The 22,661-nt window shown below is 39.6% G+C and carries 19 protein-coding genes; 1 reads left to right on the forward strand and 18 read right to left on the reverse strand.

Translation table 11 applies throughout. The annotated features are described in order from the left end of the window. Nucleotides 1-157 precede the first annotated feature (157 nt). From V6C17_RS12380 to V6C17_RS12450, 15 genes are all read right to left on the reverse strand, one after another. Nucleotides 158-3,271 (reverse strand): efflux RND transporter permease subunit, encoded by a 3,114-nt coding sequence (locus V6C17_RS12380; RefSeq protein WP_333522893.1) that lies wholly within the window; start codon nt 3,269-3,271, stop codon nt 158-160. Continuing rightward, a complete protein-coding gene (locus V6C17_RS12385; protein WP_333522894.1) occupies nt 3,271-4,551 on the reverse strand; it encodes an efflux RND transporter periplasmic adaptor subunit in 1,281 nt (426 codons plus the stop codon). The genes V6C17_RS12380 and V6C17_RS12385 overlap by 1 nt, the downstream gene beginning before the upstream one ends. A gap of 253 nt (nt 4,552-4,804) precedes the next feature. Beyond that, nucleotides 4,805-7,498 carry a phosphoenolpyruvate synthase gene (locus tag V6C17_RS12390; RefSeq protein ID WP_333522895.1) on the reverse strand — a complete coding sequence of 898 codons (2,694 nt, stop codon included), beginning with the start codon at nt 7,496-7,498 and terminating at the stop codon, nt 4,805-4,807. 83 nt (nt 7,499-7,581) lie between these two features. Beyond that, nucleotides 7,582-8,886, reverse strand: coding sequence for a TIGR00341 family protein (locus V6C17_RS12395; RefSeq protein WP_333522896.1), 1,305 nt, complete (start codon nt 8,884-8,886; stop codon nt 7,582-7,584). A 78-nt stretch (nt 8,887-8,964) separates the two neighbouring features. After that, the gene (locus tag V6C17_RS12400) at nt 8,965-9,426 is read right to left on the reverse strand and encodes a GNAT family N-acetyltransferase (RefSeq protein WP_333522897.1); all 462 of its coding nucleotides are present in this window, start codon (nt 9,424-9,426) and stop codon (nt 8,965-8,967) included. Beyond that, entirely contained in the window at nt 9,423-10,505 is a 1,083-nt protein-coding gene (locus tag V6C17_RS12405) for an alanine/ornithine racemase family PLP-dependent enzyme (protein ID WP_333522898.1), read from the reverse strand. Before V6C17_RS12405 ends, V6C17_RS12400 begins: the two co-directional genes overlap by 4 nt. Before the next feature lie 56 nt (nt 10,506-10,561). Further along, nucleotides 10,562-11,602, reverse strand: coding sequence for a mechanosensitive ion channel family protein (locus V6C17_RS12410; RefSeq protein ID WP_333522899.1), 1,041 nt, complete (start codon nt 11,600-11,602; stop codon nt 10,562-10,564). 139 nt (nt 11,603-11,741) lie between these two features. After that, nucleotides 11,742-12,635, reverse strand: a complete 894-nt coding sequence (locus V6C17_RS12415; RefSeq protein WP_333522900.1) for a glycine betaine ABC transporter substrate-binding protein — start codon at nt 12,633-12,635, stop codon at nt 11,742-11,744. A 6-nt stretch (nt 12,636-12,641) separates the two neighbouring features. Then, complete coding sequence (locus V6C17_RS12420; protein WP_333522931.1) at nt 12,642-13,289, reverse strand: ABC transporter permease; 648 nt, start codon at nt 13,287-13,289, stop codon at nt 12,642-12,644. Next, nucleotides 13,289-14,437 (reverse strand): ABC transporter ATP-binding protein, encoded by a 1,149-nt coding sequence (locus V6C17_RS12425; RefSeq protein ID WP_333522901.1) that lies wholly within the window; start codon nt 14,435-14,437, stop codon nt 13,289-13,291. The genes V6C17_RS12420 and V6C17_RS12425 overlap by 1 nt, the downstream gene beginning before the upstream one ends. 193 nt (nt 14,438-14,630) lie before the next feature. Further along, a complete protein-coding gene (locus V6C17_RS12430) occupies nt 14,631-15,905 on the reverse strand; it encodes a TolC family protein (protein ID WP_333522902.1) in 1,275 nt (424 codons plus the stop codon). A 292-nt stretch (nt 15,906-16,197) separates the two neighbouring features. Further along, nucleotides 16,198-17,412, reverse strand: a complete 1,215-nt coding sequence (locus tag V6C17_RS12435) for an ABC transporter permease (protein ID WP_333522903.1) — start codon at nt 17,410-17,412, stop codon at nt 16,198-16,200. A gap of 4 nt (nt 17,413-17,416) precedes the next feature. Continuing rightward, the gene (locus V6C17_RS12440; protein WP_333522904.1) at nt 17,417-18,100 is read right to left on the reverse strand and encodes an ABC transporter ATP-binding protein; all 684 of its coding nucleotides are present in this window, start codon (nt 18,098-18,100) and stop codon (nt 17,417-17,419) included. 15 nt (nt 18,101-18,115) lie between these two features. Continuing rightward, a complete protein-coding gene (locus tag V6C17_RS12445; RefSeq protein WP_333522905.1) occupies nt 18,116-19,222 on the reverse strand; it encodes an efflux RND transporter periplasmic adaptor subunit in 1,107 nt (368 codons plus the stop codon). A 278-nt stretch (nt 19,223-19,500) separates the two neighbouring features. Continuing rightward, on the reverse strand, nt 19,501-20,088 hold the full coding sequence (locus tag V6C17_RS12450) for a YueI family protein (RefSeq protein ID WP_333522906.1): 588 nt from the start codon (nt 20,086-20,088) through the stop codon (nt 19,501-19,503). Nucleotides 20,089-20,223: 135 nt separating this feature from the next. Between V6C17_RS12450 and V6C17_RS12455 the strand changes: the two genes are divergently transcribed. Then, complete coding sequence (locus V6C17_RS12455; RefSeq protein WP_333522907.1) at nt 20,224-20,925, forward strand: DUF4328 domain-containing protein; 702 nt, start codon at nt 20,224-20,226, stop codon at nt 20,923-20,925. Between the two features lie 81 nt (nt 20,926-21,006). Here the strand turns inward: V6C17_RS12455 and V6C17_RS12460 are convergent, their stop codons facing one another. From V6C17_RS12460 to moaC, 3 genes are all read right to left on the reverse strand, one after another. Further along, the gene (locus V6C17_RS12460) at nt 21,007-21,156 is read right to left on the reverse strand and encodes a hypothetical protein (RefSeq protein ID WP_333522908.1); all 150 of its coding nucleotides are present in this window, start codon (nt 21,154-21,156) and stop codon (nt 21,007-21,009) included. 91 nt (nt 21,157-21,247) lie between these two features. Continuing rightward, nucleotides 21,248-22,183, reverse strand: coding sequence for a molybdenum cofactor synthesis domain-containing protein (locus V6C17_RS12465; RefSeq protein ID WP_333522909.1), 936 nt, complete (start codon nt 22,181-22,183; stop codon nt 21,248-21,250). After that, nucleotides 22,168-22,659, reverse strand: coding sequence for a cyclic pyranopterin monophosphate synthase MoaC (gene moaC / locus V6C17_RS12470; protein ID WP_333522910.1), 492 nt, complete (start codon nt 22,657-22,659; stop codon nt 22,168-22,170). The genes V6C17_RS12465 and moaC overlap by 16 nt, the downstream gene beginning before the upstream one ends. Nucleotides 22,660-22,661: the final 2 nt, after the last annotated feature.

A 22,661-nucleotide genomic window follows, 5' to 3' on the forward strand; every position in this document is an offset into this window, starting at 1 on the left:
TTGTTCAGATTATGCGGTCGGCAAACCTGCATTTATTCTAACAAAGGAGGCTGTTTTTTTCGACGCATAGCTATAAGCTTTTTGGAACCACATGCATAGCATGTGGTATTCGCTTACGCAAAAAAGTGGTGGCAAATTTAAATTTGCCACCACTTTTTTATTTGCTAAGTAATTTCTTTAAATTTATATGCTTATGCCATTGGTCAATCGGATAGTGAGTAAAGAACAAAAATATTATAGGTATAACAATTAATGTAAAAAAGGTTGATGACAATAGGCCTCCGATTATTACCCACGCCATACTGACTCTTGTTTCAGAGCCTTCCGTTAAGGATAAAGCAGTCGGCAGCATCCCTACTACCATTGTTAGTGTCGTCATGAAAATCGGCTTTAGCCTAGTTTTGCCAGCCTCAATTACTGCTTCATAGGCACTCATCCCTCTATCCATAAGCGTAAGAGTATAATCGAGTAACAGTGTTCCATTTTTGGCGACTAAACCGTCCATAACCAATATCCCAATAAGTGAATATAAGTTGATGGTATTGTTTGTGATGAGTAAGAATATCAGTGAACCAATTAACCCTAGCGGCAGTGAGAACATTCGTATAAATGGAGTGAGCAGTGACTCATAAAGTACTGCTAACAGCATATATACCAGAACTAATGATAATGCTAATGCCTGGATCATTTCTCGGAAGGTATCATCCATGCTGTTCGCCTGTCCAGTAAAACGATAAGTAACGCCGCTGCCTACGTTCTCCTGATCCAACTTAATCTTAATCTGCTGCAATACTTCTTTTAACGGCCTGTCTGTAAGATTGGCTTGCACATTAATCGCCCGCTGCTTATCAACTCTGCGGATCATAACAGGCCCAGTTCCTTCTTCAATTTTAGCGACATCACTAAGAAAAACTCTGCGATTTCCTGCCCCTACCGTGATTGACTGAATATCAGCTGCCTTAAAGCCGTCACTGCCTTGAAGACGAACAATTATATCTGTATCTTGTCCATCGTTTTTAGGGTCATTGGCAAGAACCCCTGCCTTTTGCCCTGCAATAGCTGCAGAAAAAACACTGGTGATCTCAGTTACTGAGGTGTTATAAAATTTCAGACGTTCTCTATCGACTGTTAATTGTAATTCTGGCATTCCTTCTGAATATGAACTTCTAATATCCTTAACCCCATCTATCTCACCAAGAAGTTTTTGTACTTTATACGAAGCACTCACCAAATTTTCCAGGTTGTTGCCAAGCAGTTCTATTTGTACGGGGGATCCAGAAGATCCGCCGCTTCCGGCCCCGCCGGAAACTCCAGCAACAGAAGATTGCGTTTCATTAACTCTGACAACAGCATTATTCACACTGCTTCTGGCAAATTTACGGACATCATCAGTAATTTGCCATACACTTCGACTGCGCTCTTTACGATCTATTAATTGTACTGAAATTGATCCATTATTGCTTGTCGGGGTGCCAACACTTGATAAACAGTTTGTGACCTCAGGAATAGTTCTTACGTATTGCTCCAGCAAGTTTATCACAGCATCAGTCTGCTCAATATTTTGGCCCACAGGCAGCTCGACTGACACTCGAAAACTGCTTTCATCTGTCCGCGGCATATACTCGGCTCCGATAATACCACTCGGAATTAAAGCAACCGACAATATAAAAATTAATAAAACTGATGCAATAATTTTCCTGCTGTTGTCTAAGCTCCAGACTAACCATCTCTCATAGCTGGCGATTGCCTGGTTTTCGATTTTGTCCATAATTACCCATATTTTCCCTTGCGGTTCTCTTAACCCGTTCCGAAAAAATTTAGAGGCCAACATTGGCGTTAACGTAAAAGAAACAAATAGGGAAAATAAAGTGGCCAAAACTATAGTTAAAGCAAACTGTTGAAAAAATTGCCCAGTCATACCGCTCATAAATGCAATCGGCATAAAAACAACTACATCGCATAATGTAATCGCAATCGCCGCCATGCCAATTTCCATTCGTCCTTCTACAGCAGCTGTTTTAGCATCTTTACCCATATGAAGATGTCGATGAATATTTTCTAATACTACAATTGAATCATCGACCAATATACCAACACATAAAGCCATCCCCATTAAGGACATCATGTTAAAACTGAAGCCGACCGCATACATAGCTAAGAAAGTTGAAATAAGTGAAGTTGGTATAGCTATCATAACAGCAGCTGTTGAACGCCAGCCGCGGAGAAATAAATATAGTACTATACCAGTAGTCAGCAACCCTTCAAATAATGTAGCTAGAGTATTATTCAGCGATTTGCTAACGAAATTAGCTGAATTTGTAACCACTGTAAACTCATAATCAGGGTAAGCTTCTCTTAATGTTTCTAACTGCTTAAGCGCCCCTTCAACAGTAGTAACAATATTAGCATCACTATTTTTATATACTGTTAAAGAAATGGCGTCTTGTCCGTTTACACGCCCAAACCTTGTTACCTTGCTGTCCTTTTCCTTTATTATTGCAATCTCTGTTATCGGAACACTAATCCCGTCAGAGTTAGTTATGTTCAAGTTATTTATATCTGCCGAATCTTGATATTGAGCCAAAAGCCGAACATCTGTCTGCAGTTTATCAGTGTATACAGACCCTGAAGGTAATAGTGCGTTTTCTCCCTTGACTTTATTCACAATTTGACTCAAAGATAGGTTATAAAAAGCCAGCTTTTCTTTATCAACTTCGACGGCTATTTCCTTATCCCGTCCACCATAAAGCGATACTTCAGAAACACCCGGCGACTGTTCTAGACGCTCTTTGAATGTGCTATTAGCTTTTGCGTATATATCTGAAAGAGGATATTTCGATGTAACAGCGATTTCTAAGACCGGAGCCGCATTAATATCACGCTTAACTACTACCGGCTCATCGATACCGTCTGGAAGTCTTCTACGTACTGAATTTACCTTTTTAGTTGCTTCGATAGAGGCAAAGTCAGAATTTGTTGAAAGCTCAAACTCTAATATAATTATCGCCCGCTCAGGCCTGGCAATGGCGGTCATATGTTTTAAGTTAGATAAAGATGCTAGAGAATCTTCCAGCGGCTTAATTACTTGCTGTTCAACCTCTTCAGTTCCTGCACCGGAATAATTAACTGAAACCGTTACGTAGGGAGTGTTTAAAGCAGGCAATAACTCAACGCCAATTCGATGAAAACTATATAAGCCAAGCACAACAAACAGCATAACAATCATACATATGCCTACTGGTCGCTCTATTGAAAAACGAGTTATGTTCATTACCTACCTCCCTGATTATCCGAATTAACTCGTATATCCTCGGCAGGAATAATATCAACACTCATTCCATTTCTTAATCTAGCTAAATTACTTATAGCTACTCGTTCCCCTTCGCTAACGCCGCTAAGTATTTCTACTACTTTGTCATTACTCAAACCGAGCGTAACCGAACGCTCTTCAGCCTTATTATCAACATTAATTATGAAAACATATCTCTTGCCATTTTTCTCTATAATAGCCTCTTTGCTTACGAATAGCGTTTGAGGGCGTTGTAACACTTCGAGTTGAGTTCGGGCAAACATTCCGCTTCTCAAAAGAGAATCAGGTTTATCAAGTGAAATTCTTACGATATAATTTTGACTTTTAGCATCACTTGCTGGACTTACGTAAATTATTTTCCCTATATAGTTGTTACCAAGTGATTCTACTTGAACATCAGCTGTCATTCCCAGACTAATATGAGCAATATCCTTCTCAGACATCTGACAGTCGATATATATGCCACTGTTATCTACTATCGACAATAACTTTTGACCTGACTGAACTAAAGCACCTATTTCAGCCTGACGATAGCCGATTACGCCTGAACGCGGGGCCCGTAAAATTAAGTCTTCACGCTGTTTCTCTAGCGCATCAACATTTCTCTCAACTTTTTCTAAAGCTGCCCGCTTGGATTCCAGCAAGGCAGGTCCAACACCATACAGGTATTGATTATCCAGTGTTTCGAGCTCAGATTTAGCATTAATCATTTGCTGCTCTATTGTATCTAACGATTCCCGCGAAACCGCCCCCGTACTATATAAGGCTTTATATCGTTCATAATTTTTCAAACTACGTTGGTATTCTGACTTAACTTTTTGATATTTAGCAAAATAGGCAGCTTGAGTTTCGGCAGCTTCTGCTTCGGCCTGACGGCGCGAGGCATCAGTCTGAGAAATAGATAAGTCGATATCACCAGTATCCTGGATAATTAGTATATCTCCGGCTTTAACAGCCTGACCTAGGCTCACATTTACCAGAGTTATACGCCCAGAGTACTTTGCCGCTATATCAACCTGAGCCTCTGGTACAGTCTGCCCGGCTAATGTTATTCTTCTTGTCATATCCTTACGCTGGACAGTTTGAATATCTACCGAAGGCTTGAGATTAGCTCCATTAGATTTTAATATAGTTGTTTGGCTTCTCATATTCGGCAAAATGAATACCAGAGTTAAGATAACAACAAACATTACGCCAAAAAAGATCCACCATTTTTTCTTTGCAGAAAACTGTCTTTGCAAAACCCATTCACCTCATACTTATCCTGAACTTCGATTTAGATAAAACCTACTTATTTATAAATCACTTAATAAAATTCAATACGAGAATATTTCGTCAAGAGACGACACTATCCTCTAAATTTACATAAGAAAAAATCCATACCGAAACCTCCTAAGAAAACAGTTATACTTTGCTATAAACCTATGCGAAAATGTTGCCGTAAATAAAAAAGCTCACCATCAAATGGCAAGCTTTCAAAAAATTGTTTATCAGCTACTCAGATAATATTTTTACATATCCCTTACGTCCGTCTATTCTAATCATTTCTCCATCTTTAATTTTCACGGTTGCACCATCAACACCAACCACTGCTGGAATGCCATACTCTCTGGCGACTACTGCGCCATGAGTCATCAGTCCGCCAGCTTCTGTTACCAAACCGCCAGCAAGGGGAAATAATGGTGTCCATCCGGGATCGGTAAAGGGTGCTACCAAAATCTCACCTTTGTTAAGGCGAGCGTTAGCTAAATTCGTTATTACCCTGGCTCGACCTTCAACCAAGCCAACAGAAACAGGGCTCCCAACTAAAGCTCCTTCAGGAATATCTTGCTGCTGTTGCAAACCAGTTATGATTTCTCCTTCACTTGTCATTGCTCTAGGAGGGGAGAGTTTTATATATTGCTTAAACTCTTCCTGTCGCTTCTTTATTATTGATAGATCCGCTTTCTTTGAGTTTATAACCTCAATTAATTCATCTAGCGAAAGCCAAAATACGTCGTCTGCTTTTTCTAGAATCTTTGCAGCAACAAGATATTCAGCTTCTTCCAGTATAGCTTTTTTGATAATATCAAAGTTTTGCACTATAAAGAACTTAGGGTGCTCCCTTACACCAATAACCTGACGATATGCGACTAATAGGTGCTTCATTATTTTAGCCTTAATAAACCCAAAGCGAGTATACTGCAGCCGCCTAATTAAGCTCTCAACTGCCTTCTTAGCTTCCACTTCGCCTTGTAAAAACTGAGTTCGATGCATCCCTGCACTGTTGCTTTCAACATTACTGAGGATTGATCCAATCAGTTGAGTCGGATCTTCTCGCCAACGCGGCACGGTAATATCAATTTCGCCAGTAGCACGCATACCATATTGAGCTAAAAAGCTATTCAAAGAAGTTTTTACCTTATTGCCGCCTTCTACTCCGTCCAACCCTGTCATAAACTCAGCATCTGCTGCCGTTTTTAAATACTCGATTACAGAAGGATATCCACGTATAATATCAGCGACATCACCAAGAGCTAGTCCCATCTCACTGGTAACATTCCCCACAGGTGCTTTACTAATGCCGCGCAATTCTTGTTCTGTATCATTAAGCCATAAGCCAGCTAATTTATTTATCAACCGGTAAGTTAATAAACCCGTCCCTATATACGGACCAACATTTTTCAATACAAACGGAAGCATAGTGGGCAAAAGCTGTTGGATTTGCTGAACCCTGTCTATACCAACTTTTTGGTAAATAATATCTCGATTTACTCTAATCTGTTTATCGATTAAATCATCTACACGCTCTGTAATGCCTTTGCTTTCTTTAAAAACTATATTTTTAAAAACTTTCATTATGAATGGAGCTATTTTAGCTATTAAGGGCAGCTCGATCTTTTTCCCAGGACCAGACTGGATTTTGAAGGTTTTCCACGACGAAAACTCTCTAAGAGCGTTACCAATAAATTCGTCAGCATTACTAATTAATCCAGGAAACAATTTACGCCCCAACTTATAATCAAGCACTTTAGTTATATCAATGTAGAGCCTACCGCCTGCCTCAGCCATCAAGTTACTTTCGGTTCGCTGATTGCCATTCTTACCAAGAGGCATAAATGTTTTTAATATTGAAATACCCAATGGTTTTATAGGATTAGTCATCATTTGCGCATGCCCTAAGGATATCAATAAATGAAGTCTTTCATCAAAAAACCTCGGTACAGGATATAATGTTGTGATAGGTCGGCTCTGAAGTATAAATACCGTGTCATCAGCTATACACCATTCAATATCCTGGGGGCAGCCGAAATGCTGCTCAATTTTTTGCCCCAGCTCGGCCAATACAACAGCTACTTGGTCTTCTATCGACTGCCGGTTAACCTTTTCTTTAGCAACCGCTCTTTTAATAGTACCGCCATCTTCTAAGCCATAAATAGCTATTTTTTTCTCGGCTATCTTCTTATTAATTACAGTTCCATCCCTAACTCGATATAGATCAGCTGATACTATGCCGGATACTAAAGCCTCCCCTAAACCGTAACTTGCATCAATTGAAACTACTTTTCTATTGCCGCTTACAGGGTCAGCGGTAAACATTATACCAGCCACTTCAGGAAAAATCATTCGCTGTACAACTACTGCTAAATAAACGTCACGGTGATTAAAGCCATTTTGAATTCTATAGATAATTGCACGATCAGTAAAAAGTGATGCCCAACATTTACGAATATGAATTAGAATTTCATCTAGGCCGGAAATATTAAGGTAAGTATCCTGCTGTCCGGCAAATGAAGCCCCAGGTAAATCTTCCGCTGTAGCACTGGACCTAATTGCATAGAAGAAATGTTTGCCAGTATGCTCCCAAATCTCAGATACTTCAGCTTTTATTTCCTGGGGAATAGCTAATTTTTCTAAATGACTCCTGATTTTTGAACCGATAGTTTCAATTGCGTCGATGTTATCAATAGTCATCCTTTCTAAGGAATTTAACATTTCGTTAAACGCCTCATTCGAAGCAATAAATCTTTTATATGCCTCTGTAGTAATACAAAATCCCTCTGGCACAAAAATACCAGGGACATTAAAAAGTTCACCTAAGTTGGCTCCTTTTCCGCCAACTACTGCTATTTTAGATCTATCTATAGCCGTAAACGGAAGAACATACTGCTGCATTATTACACGTCCTCTGCTGTTAAAATGCATCATCTTTTCTTCTATTAGTATACCCCGCATTGAACAAAGGTACGCTACAAAGCAGTAGCGTACCTTTACGACTTAGAAATGTATTATTACTTTTTATCATTATTAACATCAACCTTAACTTCAACGCGGCGCTTTAACCGTTCTTCTAATATCTTTTGAATTGTCAAAGGTAATTTAGTATCTATAGGATTAGAGCTGGAAATTCTGGCAGTAACCACATAAGTACCCGAGCTTTTTCGGTATTCTAAAAGATAATCCTCTAATTTACTCCCAGGTAGTAATAGCAATTTTTCACGAATAGTACTTTCGATTACTTCTTCAGGAGTAGTACTTCTGACTACTTCTACAACTTCTTTTTCCTTTACTTTTGGAAGCAATTCTCGGAAGTTATCTATGTTAGTTTTATCATTAACCTTTTGTACTAGAAAAACATCCGCACTTACCACGACCGTTTTTCCCAACCGCAATTCCAATAAGTTTTCCATCTGCCGAATGTTTTCCGGAACAATAGTTTTGGTGGTTCGAATTGCCGCATCAATATTAAAGTTGTTATCCTGTTCAGTATAATTCAAAGATATAAGACTAGACTGCGGTGCAATCATGTCGAGAGATTCCACTAGCGAGCTTCTTATTGTTTTTTCTATATTAGCTTGATTATATGTTTTATACATGATATATGCTAATGGCAGCGAGATAATAATTAGCAAAGCAATAGGATATGTCATGCGGTACTTGGCAAAATTGTTAGAGATATTGTTATCACATTCATTTTCACAAAGATCGCTCGAAAACCCAGCAAACTCAAACATCGCAATAGCTGCTACATTAATCGCAATCATATTGGCTAGAAACAGCAAAAATGCACCGCCCATAACCGCGAAATCTTGCTTTGCCAAGCCAATGCCAACAACGCATAACGGAGGCATAAGAGCAGTAGCTATAGCTACGCCTGGCAGAGTTGCCCCTTGAGGCCTAACACACATAGCGAATGTACCTGCCGCCCCTGATGCCAACGCTACTACTAGATCTAAGATAGTTGGTGTAGTTCTAGCCAACACTTCCGAGGTCAATTCCGCCCGTGGTAAAACAAGAGTCAGCAGCGCTGCTAATACTACGGCTGTGACTGCTCCCAAGGCCTCAGCTTTAGCTGAAACTTTAATTAGGTCGTTACTGTTTGTTGCTACAGCTAGAGCACCACCTAGTATGGGTCCCATTAGCGGAGCAATTAGCATAGCTCCTATTACAACTGCCGTGCTATTTGAAAGCAGACCGTAAGTTGCCACAGTACAAGATAGTATTACCATGCCAAAAAAATAACGATCTGGTCTTGCGTCATTCATTACATTATTATAAATATTCTTTTGGGTCTCTTTGTCAGGCCACTGTATCATGCACTGTATTCTCCTTTTTGTATTATGCTAATGATAAAACAATGACCAGAATAACTTGACACAGTTCCCTCATTGAGACTATGAATTACTCAAAGACAGCAACATCACCAAACGGTTTTCCCCTGCTCCATACTCATCGACCCTCATACCAGCCTTTATAAACCCTAACTTACCCTCATAAACTCTTATAGCCGCGATATTTTGAGGATCAACTGTCAATTCGACCTCAGTAATCCCTTCATTCTGTAACAGTCGTAAACTCTCCCGAAGCAGTATGGTGCCAAATCCTTTTCCTCGTTCCTCTGTATCTATAGATACTCCCATAAGGTATGCTTTATTAGGTTTATCCCAGTCTCTCATATACTGCGCCATTCCAACAACATTCTGACCTTCTCTGGCAAGATATACCCGCCCATGTCGAATAAATGGCACGAGGTGCCATTGGTTTAAACCACCATCGCCAAATGCGTCCTCTTCCATTTGGATCAATAGTTGTATTAATTCTTGATCAAAGTTTTTTACTACTTCAACGTTCATCATTTATTACCTCCTTTGAACAGTTTTTTTACATAACGGGAGTCACTTGCTGATAATAGACCTGGATAAGTTAGACCGAATATTACCTCGTCACCAACCCTAATCTTATCTCCAGAATCAGTAACATCCAGAATAATATGATCACTGCTCGCGCCTAGAATGGTTATGTTTTTATCTAATGTAAAAAGACCCTCTATATAGACATCCTGCTTACCTAGAGCTAGAATTGCTCGTTTTCTAATACCAACATCAACAAACCGAGGAACATTCCCAAAAGCATCCTGCCCAATCTCACCGATCGGAACCGAGGGCTTATCTTTAACCTCAATGACCTCTGCCTTCAGGCAGAAGGCATCGTGATGCAGCCATGGAATATTTCGATTGTTTGTGGTATCAGTACCAAGAAGTATTCCTTCACCTACCCTTAGCTGATTAATTCCTGCAGGGACGGTGTTATTTTCTACTAAAAAGAGTGTTGAAGTTCCACCACCTGAAATAATTTCTAGTTGATAGTCCAAGTGGCTCTCTACTTCATAGGCTACATCAACTAAAAGATTTAGGTTTTCGATGCTGGGCAGTACTCCGCCAAAACACCCCATGTTGGTACCAATGCCAATTAACCTGATTCCTTCTAAACAGCTTATCTTTTCCACCATATGCATGACATCTTCACGCATAACACCCTCACGGAGGTCACCTACATCCAGCATTAGAATGATTTTATGAATTTTTCCGATCTGCTGGGCTTCAGCCGATAAAGCTCTTATAACTGATATCTCTGAATTAATACTAACATCAGCATACTTTACAACATTTGCAACGTTACTTATTCGGGGAATTCGCAGCAAAGTAAATGGGCTGTGAAAATTTCTTTTCCGCAGTTCCATGATGTTTTCCATCCTGGCATCCGCAAAGCCTTCTATCCCGCCAGCAAGCATAGCACTAACAATTTGGTGTATTGCACTAAAACCTTTAGTGACACCTATTACATGTATGCCTTTAGCAAGGCATTTTTCAACTACCCGAGATGAATTATCCGCGAGCTTTTCTAGATCGATCTCTAAAGTCGGTGCGCCCTGCATATGTCCCCCCCCTTACTATGTTCGTTAAAATTAGGTTTTTAGACCCCCATAATAGTTTACTGGTCTATTGATTTACTATAAATAGTGCGAATCGGGAAAGGTATTTCAATACCTTCGATTTTGTATCTTTTGTGCAATCGTTTAATAAAATCGTGCTTAAGCTTATATTGATCTGCAAATACTTGTACACGCATTATTACATTAAAAAGTATGCTAGAGTCTCCAAAGGTGTGAAAGCGTACAACGGGCTCATAGTTTTCAACTCCAGCAGCAAATTCACTCATTACCTCCTTTGCCACCGCAATTGTCACCTTTTCTACGTATTCTAAGTCACTATCATAACTTACGCTAGCTCCTATGCTAACAGATAGCTCACTGCTAGGCTTATCAAAATTAATAATAACTGCAGAGGCTATCTTCTGATTAGGCACAATGATCAAACTGTTTCCTAACGTCTGAATAGTAGTATTCCGCCAAGAAATATCCACAACATGTCCTTCCTGACCAGCTTCTAGTTTTATATAATCACCTGTTTGTATAGGTTTAGCTAAAAGAATGTGCAGTCCGGAAAAAACATTACTCAAAGTATCTTGCAACGCTAAAGCTACGGCCAGACCTCCGACGCCTAAAGCAGTAAGAATCGGCGTAACGGATATTCCTAAAGTTTGCAATATAATTAGAATTCCAGTTATATAAGTAGCTGCTTCTATGATATTAGCTAAGATTGATGCCGAGGGAAAAGCCTTTTCGTCCTTTTGCGCATAAAAAGCGGCCATCGTAGATAAAAAACGAGCAGTAACCACCGTTAATGAGAATATGCCAACAACAATGAATACTCCATCTAAAAAACGGAGGTTAGCATTTTTTAGATCGACAAACTGTATAGAAACGTAACAACCTATTAATGCTCCCCATAATGCTGGCATGCCTCTAACCGACTTGTCTATCACTTCATAGTATTCTCCCGAAATATGAAAAGAAATTCTGCGAAACTGCTTCCATAAGCCTTGGACTATGATACTACCGAGAGCAGTACACAGAAGCAAGATGGACAATGGGAAAATGATGAGATTAAAATCTGATAATATACTAGCCATTTTGACCTCCTTTTATTTTAATACAATGAAATATAGTTAGTAAGAAATTCAAATTTAGATGATACCAAAACGGGAGGAGCCATTTTCCGGACTCCTCCCGTTTTGAATATTATAGTAATTGTGCTTCAGATTTTCTCTATTAAATTAATCCCTTAGACTTAAGCCATTCACGAGCAACTATTTTCGCATCCTTTTTTTCTAAATCAACTTTAGCATTAAGGCTTGACATTTCTTTCTCGTCAAGTTTTCCAGCTAGTAAATTTAGGGCATCCGCAATTTCGGGGTGTTTATTTAAGGTATCTTCACGTATTACAGGAGCGGCATAATAAGGTGGAAAGAAGCGTTTATCATCCTTTAGTACCTTCAAATTAAACGCCGGTATACGCCCATCAGTGGAAAATGCGTCAATTACATCTACTTTATAGTCGCGGCAAGCACCATATGTTAGGCCTGGATCCATTCCACTTGTACTGCCAAATTTAATACCATAGGCCTCCTGGAGACCCTTGTATCCATCTTGTCTTTCAAGAAATTCATGAGTTGCACCAAGTATTAACTTGGGGGCTTTCCCCACTAAATCACTGAAAGTTTCTATTCCTAATTTTTCAGCTTGATCGGCGCGCATTGATAAAGTATACGTATTATTGAAACCGAATGGCTTAAGCCAAACAAGTTTTTTCTTTTCACGATAGATCTGACTTACTTTAGCGTAAGCTGCGTCAGGATCTGTAATCAATTTCTCCCCAAGAATATTGATCAGTCCAGTTCCAGTATATTCCGCATAGATATCCAAGTCACCGCGTTCTAACGCTTGAGAAACGACATTCGTACCGCCAAGGTATGGTTTTACTTCAACCTTTAGATTTGTTTTAGCCTCAATTATATCCTTCATAATATATACTAGAATATCTTGCTCAGTAAAATTCTTACCACCTATAACTATCTTATCTGATTTTCCTCCTGTCAAAGCGGAACATCCAACTAGAGATAGACTTAACAATACTATCATAAGTAACAAAGTAAGTTTTTTCACTAAACATCATCCTTTCGCCATTGTTTTTATTCCTTTAGGCTGTGATTGGTTTTCGACCCCCTTCAAAATAAAGTCAAATATCACTGCCAATAATGCAGCAGGCAAGGCTCCAGCTAAAATTAAATCTTGGTTAGCCATAGCTATACCGCGGAAGATTAAATCACCAAGACCACCAGCTCCAATTAAAGCTGCTAACGTGGCTATACCAATTAGTAGTACTGTCGCAGTACGTATACCTGCCATTATTACTGGGCGAGCCAAGGGTATCTCTATAAGGAACAGAATTTGTTTGGAGGTCATGCCCATTCCAACACCAGCCTCGATTGCGGCTTGATTAACGCCTAGCACTCCGGTATAGGTATTCCTGAGTATTGGCAGTAAGCCATAAATTGTCAGTGCGACAATTGCGGGAATAAAGCCAATTCCGAAGAGAGGAATCATTAATCCTAAGAGTGCTAAACTTGGTATAGTTTGGAAAACTGCTGTGATACCAATAATTGGTTCAGCTAGTTTCTTATATCTAGTCAAAAGTATACCTAGCGGTATAGCTATAAGGTTTGCCAGAAATAGCGCTACGAGTGTAAGCGTAATATGATCCATTGTCGCCAACATTATATCCTCTGAGCGAGTTCGCCAAATTTCTAATAACGTCATTAGCACGCCTGAACACCTCCTACTCTCTGTGGTTGTGTCGCGCCTAGCTGTTTTGCCATTACGTCGACTAATCCGGCACGTGTGATTACACCCAATAGGCGGCGATTATCATCGATAACAGGCAAATAAGCAACTTGATGTCTGCTTATAATATTCACTGCTTCGCTTAGCGGTTGGTTATACAAAACAACTGGTAAATTTGGATTCATTACATCACCTACCGTAAGCGCTTCATTTTGAAATTTATTTTGAATTTCCCAAACACCTACAATGCCTAAAAGTCTTTCGTTCTGATCGACAATCAGCAGTGAGTCGACCCTTTGCTTTCTCATATTATTTAAAGCTTCAGTTAATCCGCGGTTTGGTTTTGAAGTTACCGGCCTGATCATAATTTCAGTAATTTCAGGCATAATTCCAGTTTGGCTAAGACGGTGCAAGCCAATAAAATTCTTAACAAAATCATTTGCTGGATGCCTTAAGATTTGCTCGGGAGTACCTGTTTGTATAACCTCCCCGCAATTCAAGATGCAAATTCTGTCAGCTATTTTTATGGCTTCATCAATATCATGTGTCACAAAAACTATTGTTTTGCGAAGTTTCTGCTGAAGGTAAACAATTTCATCTTGAAGCTGTTCCCTACTAATAGGGTCAAGCGCACTGAATGGTTCATCCATTAGGACAATCTCTGGATCAGCAGCAAGCGCTCTAATGACCCCAATCCGCTGCTGTTGCCCTCCGCTAAGTTCGGAAGGATAGCGATTGCGGTAAGTTTCAGGATCAAGCCCGACCATATCCATCAACTCATCCGCCCGCTTTCGATATACATTTTCATCCCATTGCTTCAAACGAGGTACCAAAGCAACATTGTCTGCAATAGTCATATGCGGTAGTAATCCAATATTTTGAATAACATATCCAATATTCCGTCGCAATTCTACAACGTTAAGTTTAAGAATATCCGTGCCACCTATAAAAATTCTACCTTCAGTCGGATCAATTAAACGATTAATCATTTTCATAGTAGTCGTTTTACCTGATCCGCTTGGTCCGATAAGAGCAACTATTTCACCTTGATTAATATGAAGGTTGGAATTATTCACAACACAACTGTCACCGTACATCTTAGAGACTCCTTCAAATCTAATCATCAAACCCCTCCCTCTACGTTTTCCATGCTATGCATAAACTTTATCTGACGGACACGCCAACAAACAACCTTGGTTTAATTATAAGGTTGTTTGTTTAAATTTGTAAATACTTTTTTTCTGGAAATTTATTGTACGCTGTTTTAGAAAAAGGAAAAGAACCTGTACCGGTACATCCGGACAGGTTCTTTTCCCTTTAAATTTGACCAATAGCTTTTAGTAATTTAGCTTTATTTACGTTATAGTCATACAGTGCCTGTGTATAGTTAGTTTTGGCCTGCGTAAGCGCTAATTGAGCATCGATTACGTCCAAGTTAGTTCCAACACCAGCGTAATACTTAGTTTGAGCAATCTTTAGGTCTTCAACCGCTTTATCAACAGTTATATGTGTTGTTTCTATTCTTTTTTCTGCTTCTTTCATGCTTAAATATGATTGGCGAACTTCAAGTTCTACGCTATTTTTAGTCTGAACTGCCTGTTCTTCAGCTTTTTCTAAAGAAGCCTTTGCTTGCTTAACTTTAGCATTGGTTTGACCTGAGTCAAATAAGTTCCAATTAGCCATAACATTCATTGACCAATTATTGTTATCACCCGGGAAATCATTGCCACTCCAGCTTTCGGTTGCTCCGAATGAAACATTAGGCTTACGACCACTATCTGCGACTTTAATACCTTGATTTGCCGAATCTATGCTAATTTTGGATTGCTGTAATTCTGGACGATTTGCAAACGCATGGTTTACTGCATCCTCAATAGTTAAATTATTTTTTGCGTAAACTAATTCATCTTTAAGAATATTCTCAGTGTCAAGAGGCGCACCAATAATGTTATTTAAAGTCGACATCGCTATATCATAACTATTTTGAGCTTTGATAAGGTTCTGCTGTGCATTAGCAAGCTCAACTTCTGATCTTAATACATCAGATTTAGCTATAACGCCTACGTCAAATTGAGCTTGTACTTTCTTTAAATGTTCGGTCAGATTGTTTACCGTATCCTGATTTACTGATACCATATTACGAGCCTGCAAAACACTGTAATAGCCTGTAGTCGTATCTAGTTTTATCTGCTGTTTTGTCTTAGCAACATTAAGCTCTGAACTATCGGCGTTTAGCTTGGCTTGGTTAATAAGCCCTTCAGTTCGTCCGCCAGAATATAATGTCCAGTTTAATTTAAGTGAACTATTATAATTAGTACCATCAGATGAACCTGCACCGCTTGATCCTCGTGAGCCGCCAGCATTTGCCGATATGGACGGAAGCGTTCCGGCTTTTGCTTCACTTATCCCCCACTCTGCTCTTTCTTGATCAGTTAAAGCCATCTTTATAGCCGAATTATTTTTGAGAGCTGCTGCAATGCTGTCGTCTAAGGAAAGCTCCTGCGGCGCTGCCATAACGCTAGTACTCTGCAGCAAAAGAATTCCGCTGCTAAGCATTATTGTAAGCTGTTTTTTCCATGCAGATTTCTTCATGTTATCAACCTTTCATTTGACCAGCTGGTCAACGTTATTCAAATAAAAAGGGCTACGTACCCAAACGCTTATCCCTGTGTTAAGTTAATATATTATGTTTTAATATTATTAATTTTAATAACATTTGACTGATTAGTCAATCATTCTATTTTGTTAAATATGGTATAATTTAGTGATTGATACCTTAAATCGCCATAAGCACGTATTGAAGTCACGTTACACGATTAAGCTTACTAGAAAACGAGAGCCTCCCTAATTGGAGGCTCTTATTTATTTTCTTAGCAGGCGTTGATTATTCATATCTTAAGGCATCTATAGGATCAAGCAAAGCAGCCTTGCGGGCCGGGTATATTCCAAAAAATAGCCCAACCCCTACCGAGAAGGCAAAGGCTGCAATTATTGAAACAGGAGAAATAACTGTATTCCAACCGGCGAATATTGAAACAACATAAGATGTTCCTACGCCAAAAAGAATGCCAATAGTACCGCCGACCACACCTATAACAACAGCTTCAATCAGAAATTGCATCAAAATATCCTTATATTTAGCGCCTAAAGCTTTACGAATGCCAATTTCTCTAGTTCGCTCGGTAACAGACACTAGCATTATATTCATAATGCCAATCCCGCCGACTAGCAGCGATATGGCAGCAATATTACCAAGTAATAAGGTAATTGTCTGCGTTGTCTCAGCAGCGGTATTCATTACACTTACCATGTTGCGAACTGAAAAATCATCAGTCTTATCACCTGTTATTTTATGACGCGCCCTTAAAAGTGTTGTGAGATCGTCTTGAACTTGATTAACACTATCAGTGTTCTCAACTTGCACACTTATCATTTGAACGTATGTTATGCCCATAAGCCGTTCTTGGGCCGTTGTTATTGGAACAATAACTGTGTCATCCTGGTCCATTCCACCTGCCGATTGTCCCTTGCTCTCTAATACTCCGATTACTTTAAAAGGTGACTTGTTAATTCGAATAGTTTGACCTACTGCATTTACATCACCAAATAAGTTGGTTGCAACTGTAGGCCCTATTACAGCAACTCTATTTCTTGTCTCAACATCCTGATTAGTTATAAAACTGCCGCTTTGGACAGTGGTATTTCTAACCTCTTGATATTCAGGTGTCGTTCCTTGTACAGATGTAGTCCAGTTTTGGTTTCCTGCGATGAGCTGAAACTGGCGGCTAACACTTGGCGCTACTTGTGTTATTCCCGGAACTTCACGTGCGATAGCTTGTGAGTCTTTCATTGTCAAAGTAGTATTAGAACCGGCTGCTTGCCTGGCCCCAGAGGACGAAGCTGCCCCTGGCGTAATCATAATAAGATTACTGCCAAGACTGGCAATTGAAGTTTCTACTTTATTTTGCACACCCATCCCTATTGAAATCATAGCAATAACCGCACCAACACCTATAATGATACCTAACATTGTGAGAATTGAGCGCAGCTTGTTGGCAACTAGCGCATTTAAGGCAATTGCAACGCTTTCACCAAACATATAGTCACCCCTTTCTCCACTCGTCACGCACAATCAAGCCATCACGTACATGAATAATCCGCCGTGCATTTTCTGCTATATCAGGCTCATGTGTAACTAAAATAATGGTTCTTCCCTGGGCATTAAGATTATTAAATATCTCCATAACCTCGATACCGGATTTAGTATCTAGATTTCCTGTCGGTTCATCAGCCATTATAATTGTCGGATTGTTTACGAGCGCTCTAGCAATTGCAACACGCTGCCGCTGACCGCCTGACATTTCATTCGGCAAATGATGAAGTCGCTGTTCAAGCCCCACCATCGCCAAGGCTTGTGCCGCCCGTTCATTACGTTCATGCTTATCTACCCCAGCATAAACTAGCGGAAGAGCTACATTCTGATGAGCCGTAATCCGCGGCAGCAAATTAAAATTTTGAAATACAAAGCCTATTCTCTTATTGCGAGTAGCAGCAAGTTCATCGTCATTTAAAGTAGCCACTTCCTGATTATCCAATATATATGAACCGCTTGTTGGACGGTCCAAACAGCCTAAAATATTCATCAAAGTTGATTTACCCGATCCCGAAGGACCCATTATTGCAGTAAATTCCCCTTCGCCAATACTCAGAGTTACACCAGCCAACGCGTGGACAGTAGTATCACCCATCTGATAACTCTTTGTAACTTTAGATAACTCGATAGTCACTGTTGTTCCCTCCTATCAGCGTCCTCCCATACCTCTGCCCATTATACTAGGACTGCTGCCTTTCTGACCTGTTGGGTTCTGAGTTTGCGGCTTTGCTAAAGTTATAACTACTTGATCACCATCATTCAAACCGCTTGTAATCTCAATGCGATCGTCGCCGACAAGACCTGTTGTAATATTGATATTTTCAGTCTTGCCGCCCTCTCTTAATACAACAACATACTGTTGATTTTTATTGGTTTTAATAGCCGCCAAAGGCAGGGTCATTGTATTTTTACTTTCTCCGCTCTGAATTGACACTCGCGCTGTCATAGTCGGTTTTAAGAGACTATCTGTTGAATCAATATCAATTATTACAGAATAATAAACAACATTCTGCTGTACATTTGCTTTTTGCGAGATATTTGAAACTTTACCTTTAAAAACTTTCCCTGGATAAGCATCAACCGTAAAAGTAGCTGTTTGGCCTAGCGCTACTTTGCCTATATCGGATTCATCCACTTGGGTTTCGATTTGCATTTTTGACATGTCGGCAACAGTCAAAATAACCATTGGATTTGAAATACCTTGAGCAACAGTTTGCCCCGCAGGAATTGGTTTGCCGATAACTACACCATCAATCGGTGACTTAATAACTGTTTCATTGAGCTGCGATACAGCATCATCATAACTAGCTTGCGCTACCTTGTATTCCATTCTTGAGGTATCTATCTGCTGATTTGACACCGCTCCGATTTTATTTAAAGTTAGATTGCGTTCATAGTTTGCAGCGGCATTATTAAGTCTTTCCTGCACTTGAGTCAGTTGTGCCTGTAAACGCTTATCGTCAAGTATTACTAATACTTGACCTGCTTTAACATAATCGTTCTCCTTAACTTTTACCTCCTGCAAAAGTCCGGTTATCTTCGAACTGATATCAACCATATTTACTGGTTTTATGGTACCTGTAGCCGAAACCGTCGAAACAACGTCACCTCGTTCAACTTTTACCGTTTGAACCGTAGACTGCCCTTGTGTTTGGCTTGACTGATAATACAGACCGCCTTTAATGGCTAAACCAACAACCAACAGAAGTAACAGCCACTTTTTATTTTGTTTAATTTTCGTCCATATTGACCCCATGCGGCACCCCCACTTTATTTTTTTGCAAACTAATCCAATAGCGGTTAAACCGCCTTAGCGCAAAACAAGAACTATCATAATTACCTATTTGAATTATACTATATATTTTTTTGTTTTTTTTTAGAGAAATCAAAAGTATTTTTATCCAAGGTAACTTAAGCAGGCATGGACCAACAATATTCTATATTAAATAAAAAACATCTACCCTAAGTAGATGTTCCTGGCCGTTGAAAACCTATTGTCTGAACTGCCCTAGAAGATTCATAAACGTTAATAAATTAATCAGAATGAGCCGGACATTTTTCGCCGGTAATTCGATCAAGGAAATTTAAACGATCATAATTCACTGTTTCCTCTGGAGCTATACTGACTAAAAGATCATAGCACTCTGAGCATATCTTATAACCAGCTGATTTAATTAATTGATCTGACAAGCCTAATCTCGCTAGTTTTTCTTGGCGCTGCTCAACTTCAATATCTTCAATTTCCACGGCTTCATTGCTCGCAATGACTAAGCCTATATCACTTTTGTATTTTTGATCATGCCTTACCACAAATGGTTTGCCAATTTTACGCGCTAATTTCTGATATTTTTCAGTATTCTTGTTGTCCAAATCACCGCTTAGGATCAGTTTCGCTGATCGTTTATCCTCAAGTGCCTGCTTTATTTCAGTATATATCGCTGCTTCTTCAACCTGCTCTTTCGTTAAACTGCGTAGAATCCTTTCCTTAAACTCTCCCAGATAAGCCGATTTTTCCCCTTGTTTAATCTCAGGTACTCCATGCATACCTACCGTTACAACCTTTTCTAACTCACTTTTGGTTGTCCAAGTCCCTAATGCTGAGTTATTACTTTCTTTTGTCATTGCTCTTCCTTTCTTAGTAATTTTGTTGATCCTTTTAATACTTACAAAACAAATGATATCCAAAATAAAAGAAGGATTAATTCCAACGGTAACTGAATAATTAGAATAGTAGAAGCTAATAGGAGGTAATATTTTTTGACTTTCTCAAAAATGAAGTTTACACAACACTTTGTTTCTTTCTCCTTATTATGTACACTGCTTGCAACAGCATATCTAGCTTACATGGCTTATGGCACTAATATCATACTTGCTAAAATAAGTTCAGGCCATAAACTGCCAGCAGAAGAGCTTCATATTCTTATTCAGTCGCTGGCCTCAATTGAAAGCTTTGGCGGCATTATCCTTATACTTACCTCAATTAGTATGTTGAGTTTTCTTATTTGGTTATATAAAAGCTATAAAAACCTACTAGTATTAAATAAAGTCCCGGCAAAGTTTTCACCTGGCTGGGCTGTCGGTTGGTTTTTTGTCCCGATATTAAATCTTTATAAACCATATCAGGTAATTACAGAATTATGGAATGAGAGTTTTAAGAATTCATCTAAGCAAGGCTTTGCTGTTAAACAAGGTCCAACAATCATAAAAATATGGTGGCTTACGAATGTTGCCAGCCAAATTACCTCACTCTTAACAAACGGTGCCGCAAGTCAGGTTAAAAACATTCAAACACTTCCGTTTGCCGAAATAGCCTCACATTATCTTGCGCTATTAGAACTAATAACAATATCCTCAATTCTCTCAGTTTTTGTAGTGGCAGGATTTATCTTTGTAGTATTTAACATCAATGAGATACAGAGGTCAAGTCATCAAGGTAGCCTTAATTCAGGTGGAGCTTAAACTCCATCTGAAATTCAGCAACTGACTTAGTATGCCCCCCTATGGAAGCACCATAGGGGGGCATCTTTTACTGAAAAGAGCTTATTCTCCTCGCAGGAACATCATTGCAGCTTGGATGCTCGCTTCAGCTTTAGCTTCCTTTTCTTCCTCTGGTGAAATTTCTTGAGTCGAATCAATCTTCGGACCTGAGTATTCTAAGTATGCATCAGCTTTATTTTTACTTTCTTTCAATTTTTTCTACCTCCATATAGACATCTTTGAATTGATAGTCTATACAGTTGGATAATTTATATACCCAGCCCAGAGGTTTAACAGATTAATCCTATTGTTTACCGCATTCTCCGCCAGTACCACGCAATATTTCGATTGCATGGGGCAGGACGGGCATGATAACTTGCAAACATTCACGAACCCCTTTCGGACTACCAGGCAGATTTACAATCAAGCTTTTTCCTCTTATTCCGGAAGTTGCGCGGCTTAACATTGCCCGTGAAGTCTTTGAGTAGCTTTCTCGCCTCATAGCTTCCGGAAGTCCAGGGACTTGACGTTCGATAACTTTTAAAGTTGCTTCTGGTGTAACATCACGCTGAGCGAAGCCAGTTCCGCCTGTTGTCAACACTAAAGCAGCACCGGTCTGGTCAATAAGTTCAGTCATAGCACCGGCTAGGATGTCAATATCGTCTGGCAGTATGCGGTAATCTATAACCTCGCCATTTATTTCGCTAATCATTTGTTTAATTTCTTGTCCGCTCAAATCTTCCCGTTCGCCTTTTGATCCTTTATCACTGGCAGTTATTACAGCAACTGGTATACCATTCCATACCTCTATTTTATCGCCAGTACTAACTTTACCGCCTTTGAGAACCCTTGCAAAGATACCTTCCTTAGGCATAACACATTCGCCGACTTGTTTAAAAATCTCGCAATTATGATGGCACTTTTTACCGATCTGAGTTACCTCCAGCAATGCATCACCAACTGTTAAATATGTTCCTATAGGCAGTGCTGCTACATCCATACCAGCTACAGTAAGATTCTCGGCAAAATCACCTGGAGCTAAATCAATCCCCCGCTCCAGACTGGCTTCACGCATTTTGTCGACACTCGTTATACTTAATAGACTAATTTGTCGGTGCCACTTACCTGCATGTGCGTCACCTTCTATTCCCCAATTTGCACACAATTGAGCTTCTGGGACAGGCTCTTTCCTTACCCCTTTAGCTTTGCTGATGCAGACAGCAGTTATTGTTCCGGACATATATCATCCTTCCTCTCATACAATCCACTTGCGCCGCCTTCTTTATGTACAAGACAAATATTAGAAATGACCATCGCCCTATCTATAGCTTTACACATATCATAGATAGTTAATGCAGCAATCGATACGGCAGTCAAAGCTTCCATCTCTACGCCAGTTTGACCACTTACCTTCACGGTAGCCTCAATAAGCACTGATTTTGTTTGACGATAAAAAGTAAGCTCAATTCCACTGACTGCTAGAGGATGGCAAAGCGGAATTAACTGATGCGTCTGCTTTGCCCCCATTATTCCTGCTAATCTGGCAACCTCTAGAACGTTACCTTTTTCGATTTTTGAATCATATATTTTAAGCAGCGTCTCTTCCTTCATAAAAACCTGACCACGAGCAATCGCAATGCGATTAGTCAACGGCTTATCCGTAACATCAACCATTCGGCTTTCGCCGCGCTCATTAAAATGAGTAAAGTCTGGCATTT

This window comes from Dendrosporobacter sp. 1207_IL3150 (assembly GCF_036763085.1).
In the GTDB taxonomy this organism is placed as follows: Bacteria; Bacillota; Negativicutes; order DSM-1736; family Dendrosporobacteraceae; genus JBAIYU01.

Bases quoted from the DNA above. Each gene is read 5' to 3' on its own strand.
- V6C17_RS12380 (WP_333522893.1), bottom strand. From the start codon at position 3,271: ATGAACATAACTCGTTTTTCAATAGAGCGACCAGTAGGCATATGTATG.
- V6C17_RS12390 (WP_333522895.1), bottom strand. From the start codon at position 7,498: ATGATGCATTTTAACAGCAGAGGACGTGTAATAATGCAGCAGTATGTT.
- V6C17_RS12395 (WP_333522896.1), bottom strand. From the start codon at position 8,886: ATGATACAGTGGCCTGACAAAGAGACCCAAAAGAATATTTATAATAAT.
- V6C17_RS12400 (WP_333522897.1), bottom strand. From the start codon at position 9,426: ATGATGAACGTTGAAGTAGTAAAAAACTTTGATCAAGAATTAATACAA.
- V6C17_RS12405 (WP_333522898.1), bottom strand. From the start codon at position 10,505: ATGCAGGGCGCACCGACTTTAGAGATCGATCTAGAAAAGCTCGCGGAT.
- V6C17_RS12410 (WP_333522899.1), bottom strand. From the start codon at position 11,602: ATGGCTAGTATATTATCAGATTTTAATCTCATCATTTTCCCATTGTCC.
- V6C17_RS12420 (WP_333522931.1), bottom strand. From the start codon at position 13,289: ATGACGTTATTAGAAATTTGGCGAACTCGCTCAGAGGATATAATGTTG.
- V6C17_RS12425 (WP_333522901.1), bottom strand. From the start codon at position 14,437: ATGATTAGATTTGAAGGAGTCTCTAAGATGTACGGTGACAGTTGTGTT.
- V6C17_RS12430 (WP_333522902.1), bottom strand. From the start codon at position 15,905: ATGAAGAAATCTGCATGGAAAAAACAGCTTACAATAATGCTTAGCAGC.
- V6C17_RS12435 (WP_333522903.1), bottom strand. From the start codon at position 17,412: ATGTTTGGTGAAAGCGTTGCAATTGCCTTAAATGCGCTAGTTGCCAAC.
- V6C17_RS12445 (WP_333522905.1), bottom strand. From the start codon at position 19,222: ATGGGGTCAATATGGACGAAAATTAAACAAAATAAAAAGTGGCTGTTA.
- V6C17_RS12450 (WP_333522906.1), bottom strand. From the start codon at position 20,088: ATGACAAAAGAAAGTAATAACTCAGCATTAGGGACTTGGACAACCAAA.
- V6C17_RS12465 (WP_333522909.1), bottom strand. From the start codon at position 22,183: ATGTCCGGAACAATAACTGCTGTCTGCATCAGCAAAGCTAAAGGGGTA.
- moaC (WP_333522910.1), bottom strand. From the start codon at position 22,659: ATGCCAGACTTTACTCATTTTAATGAGCGCGGCGAAAGCCGAATGGTT.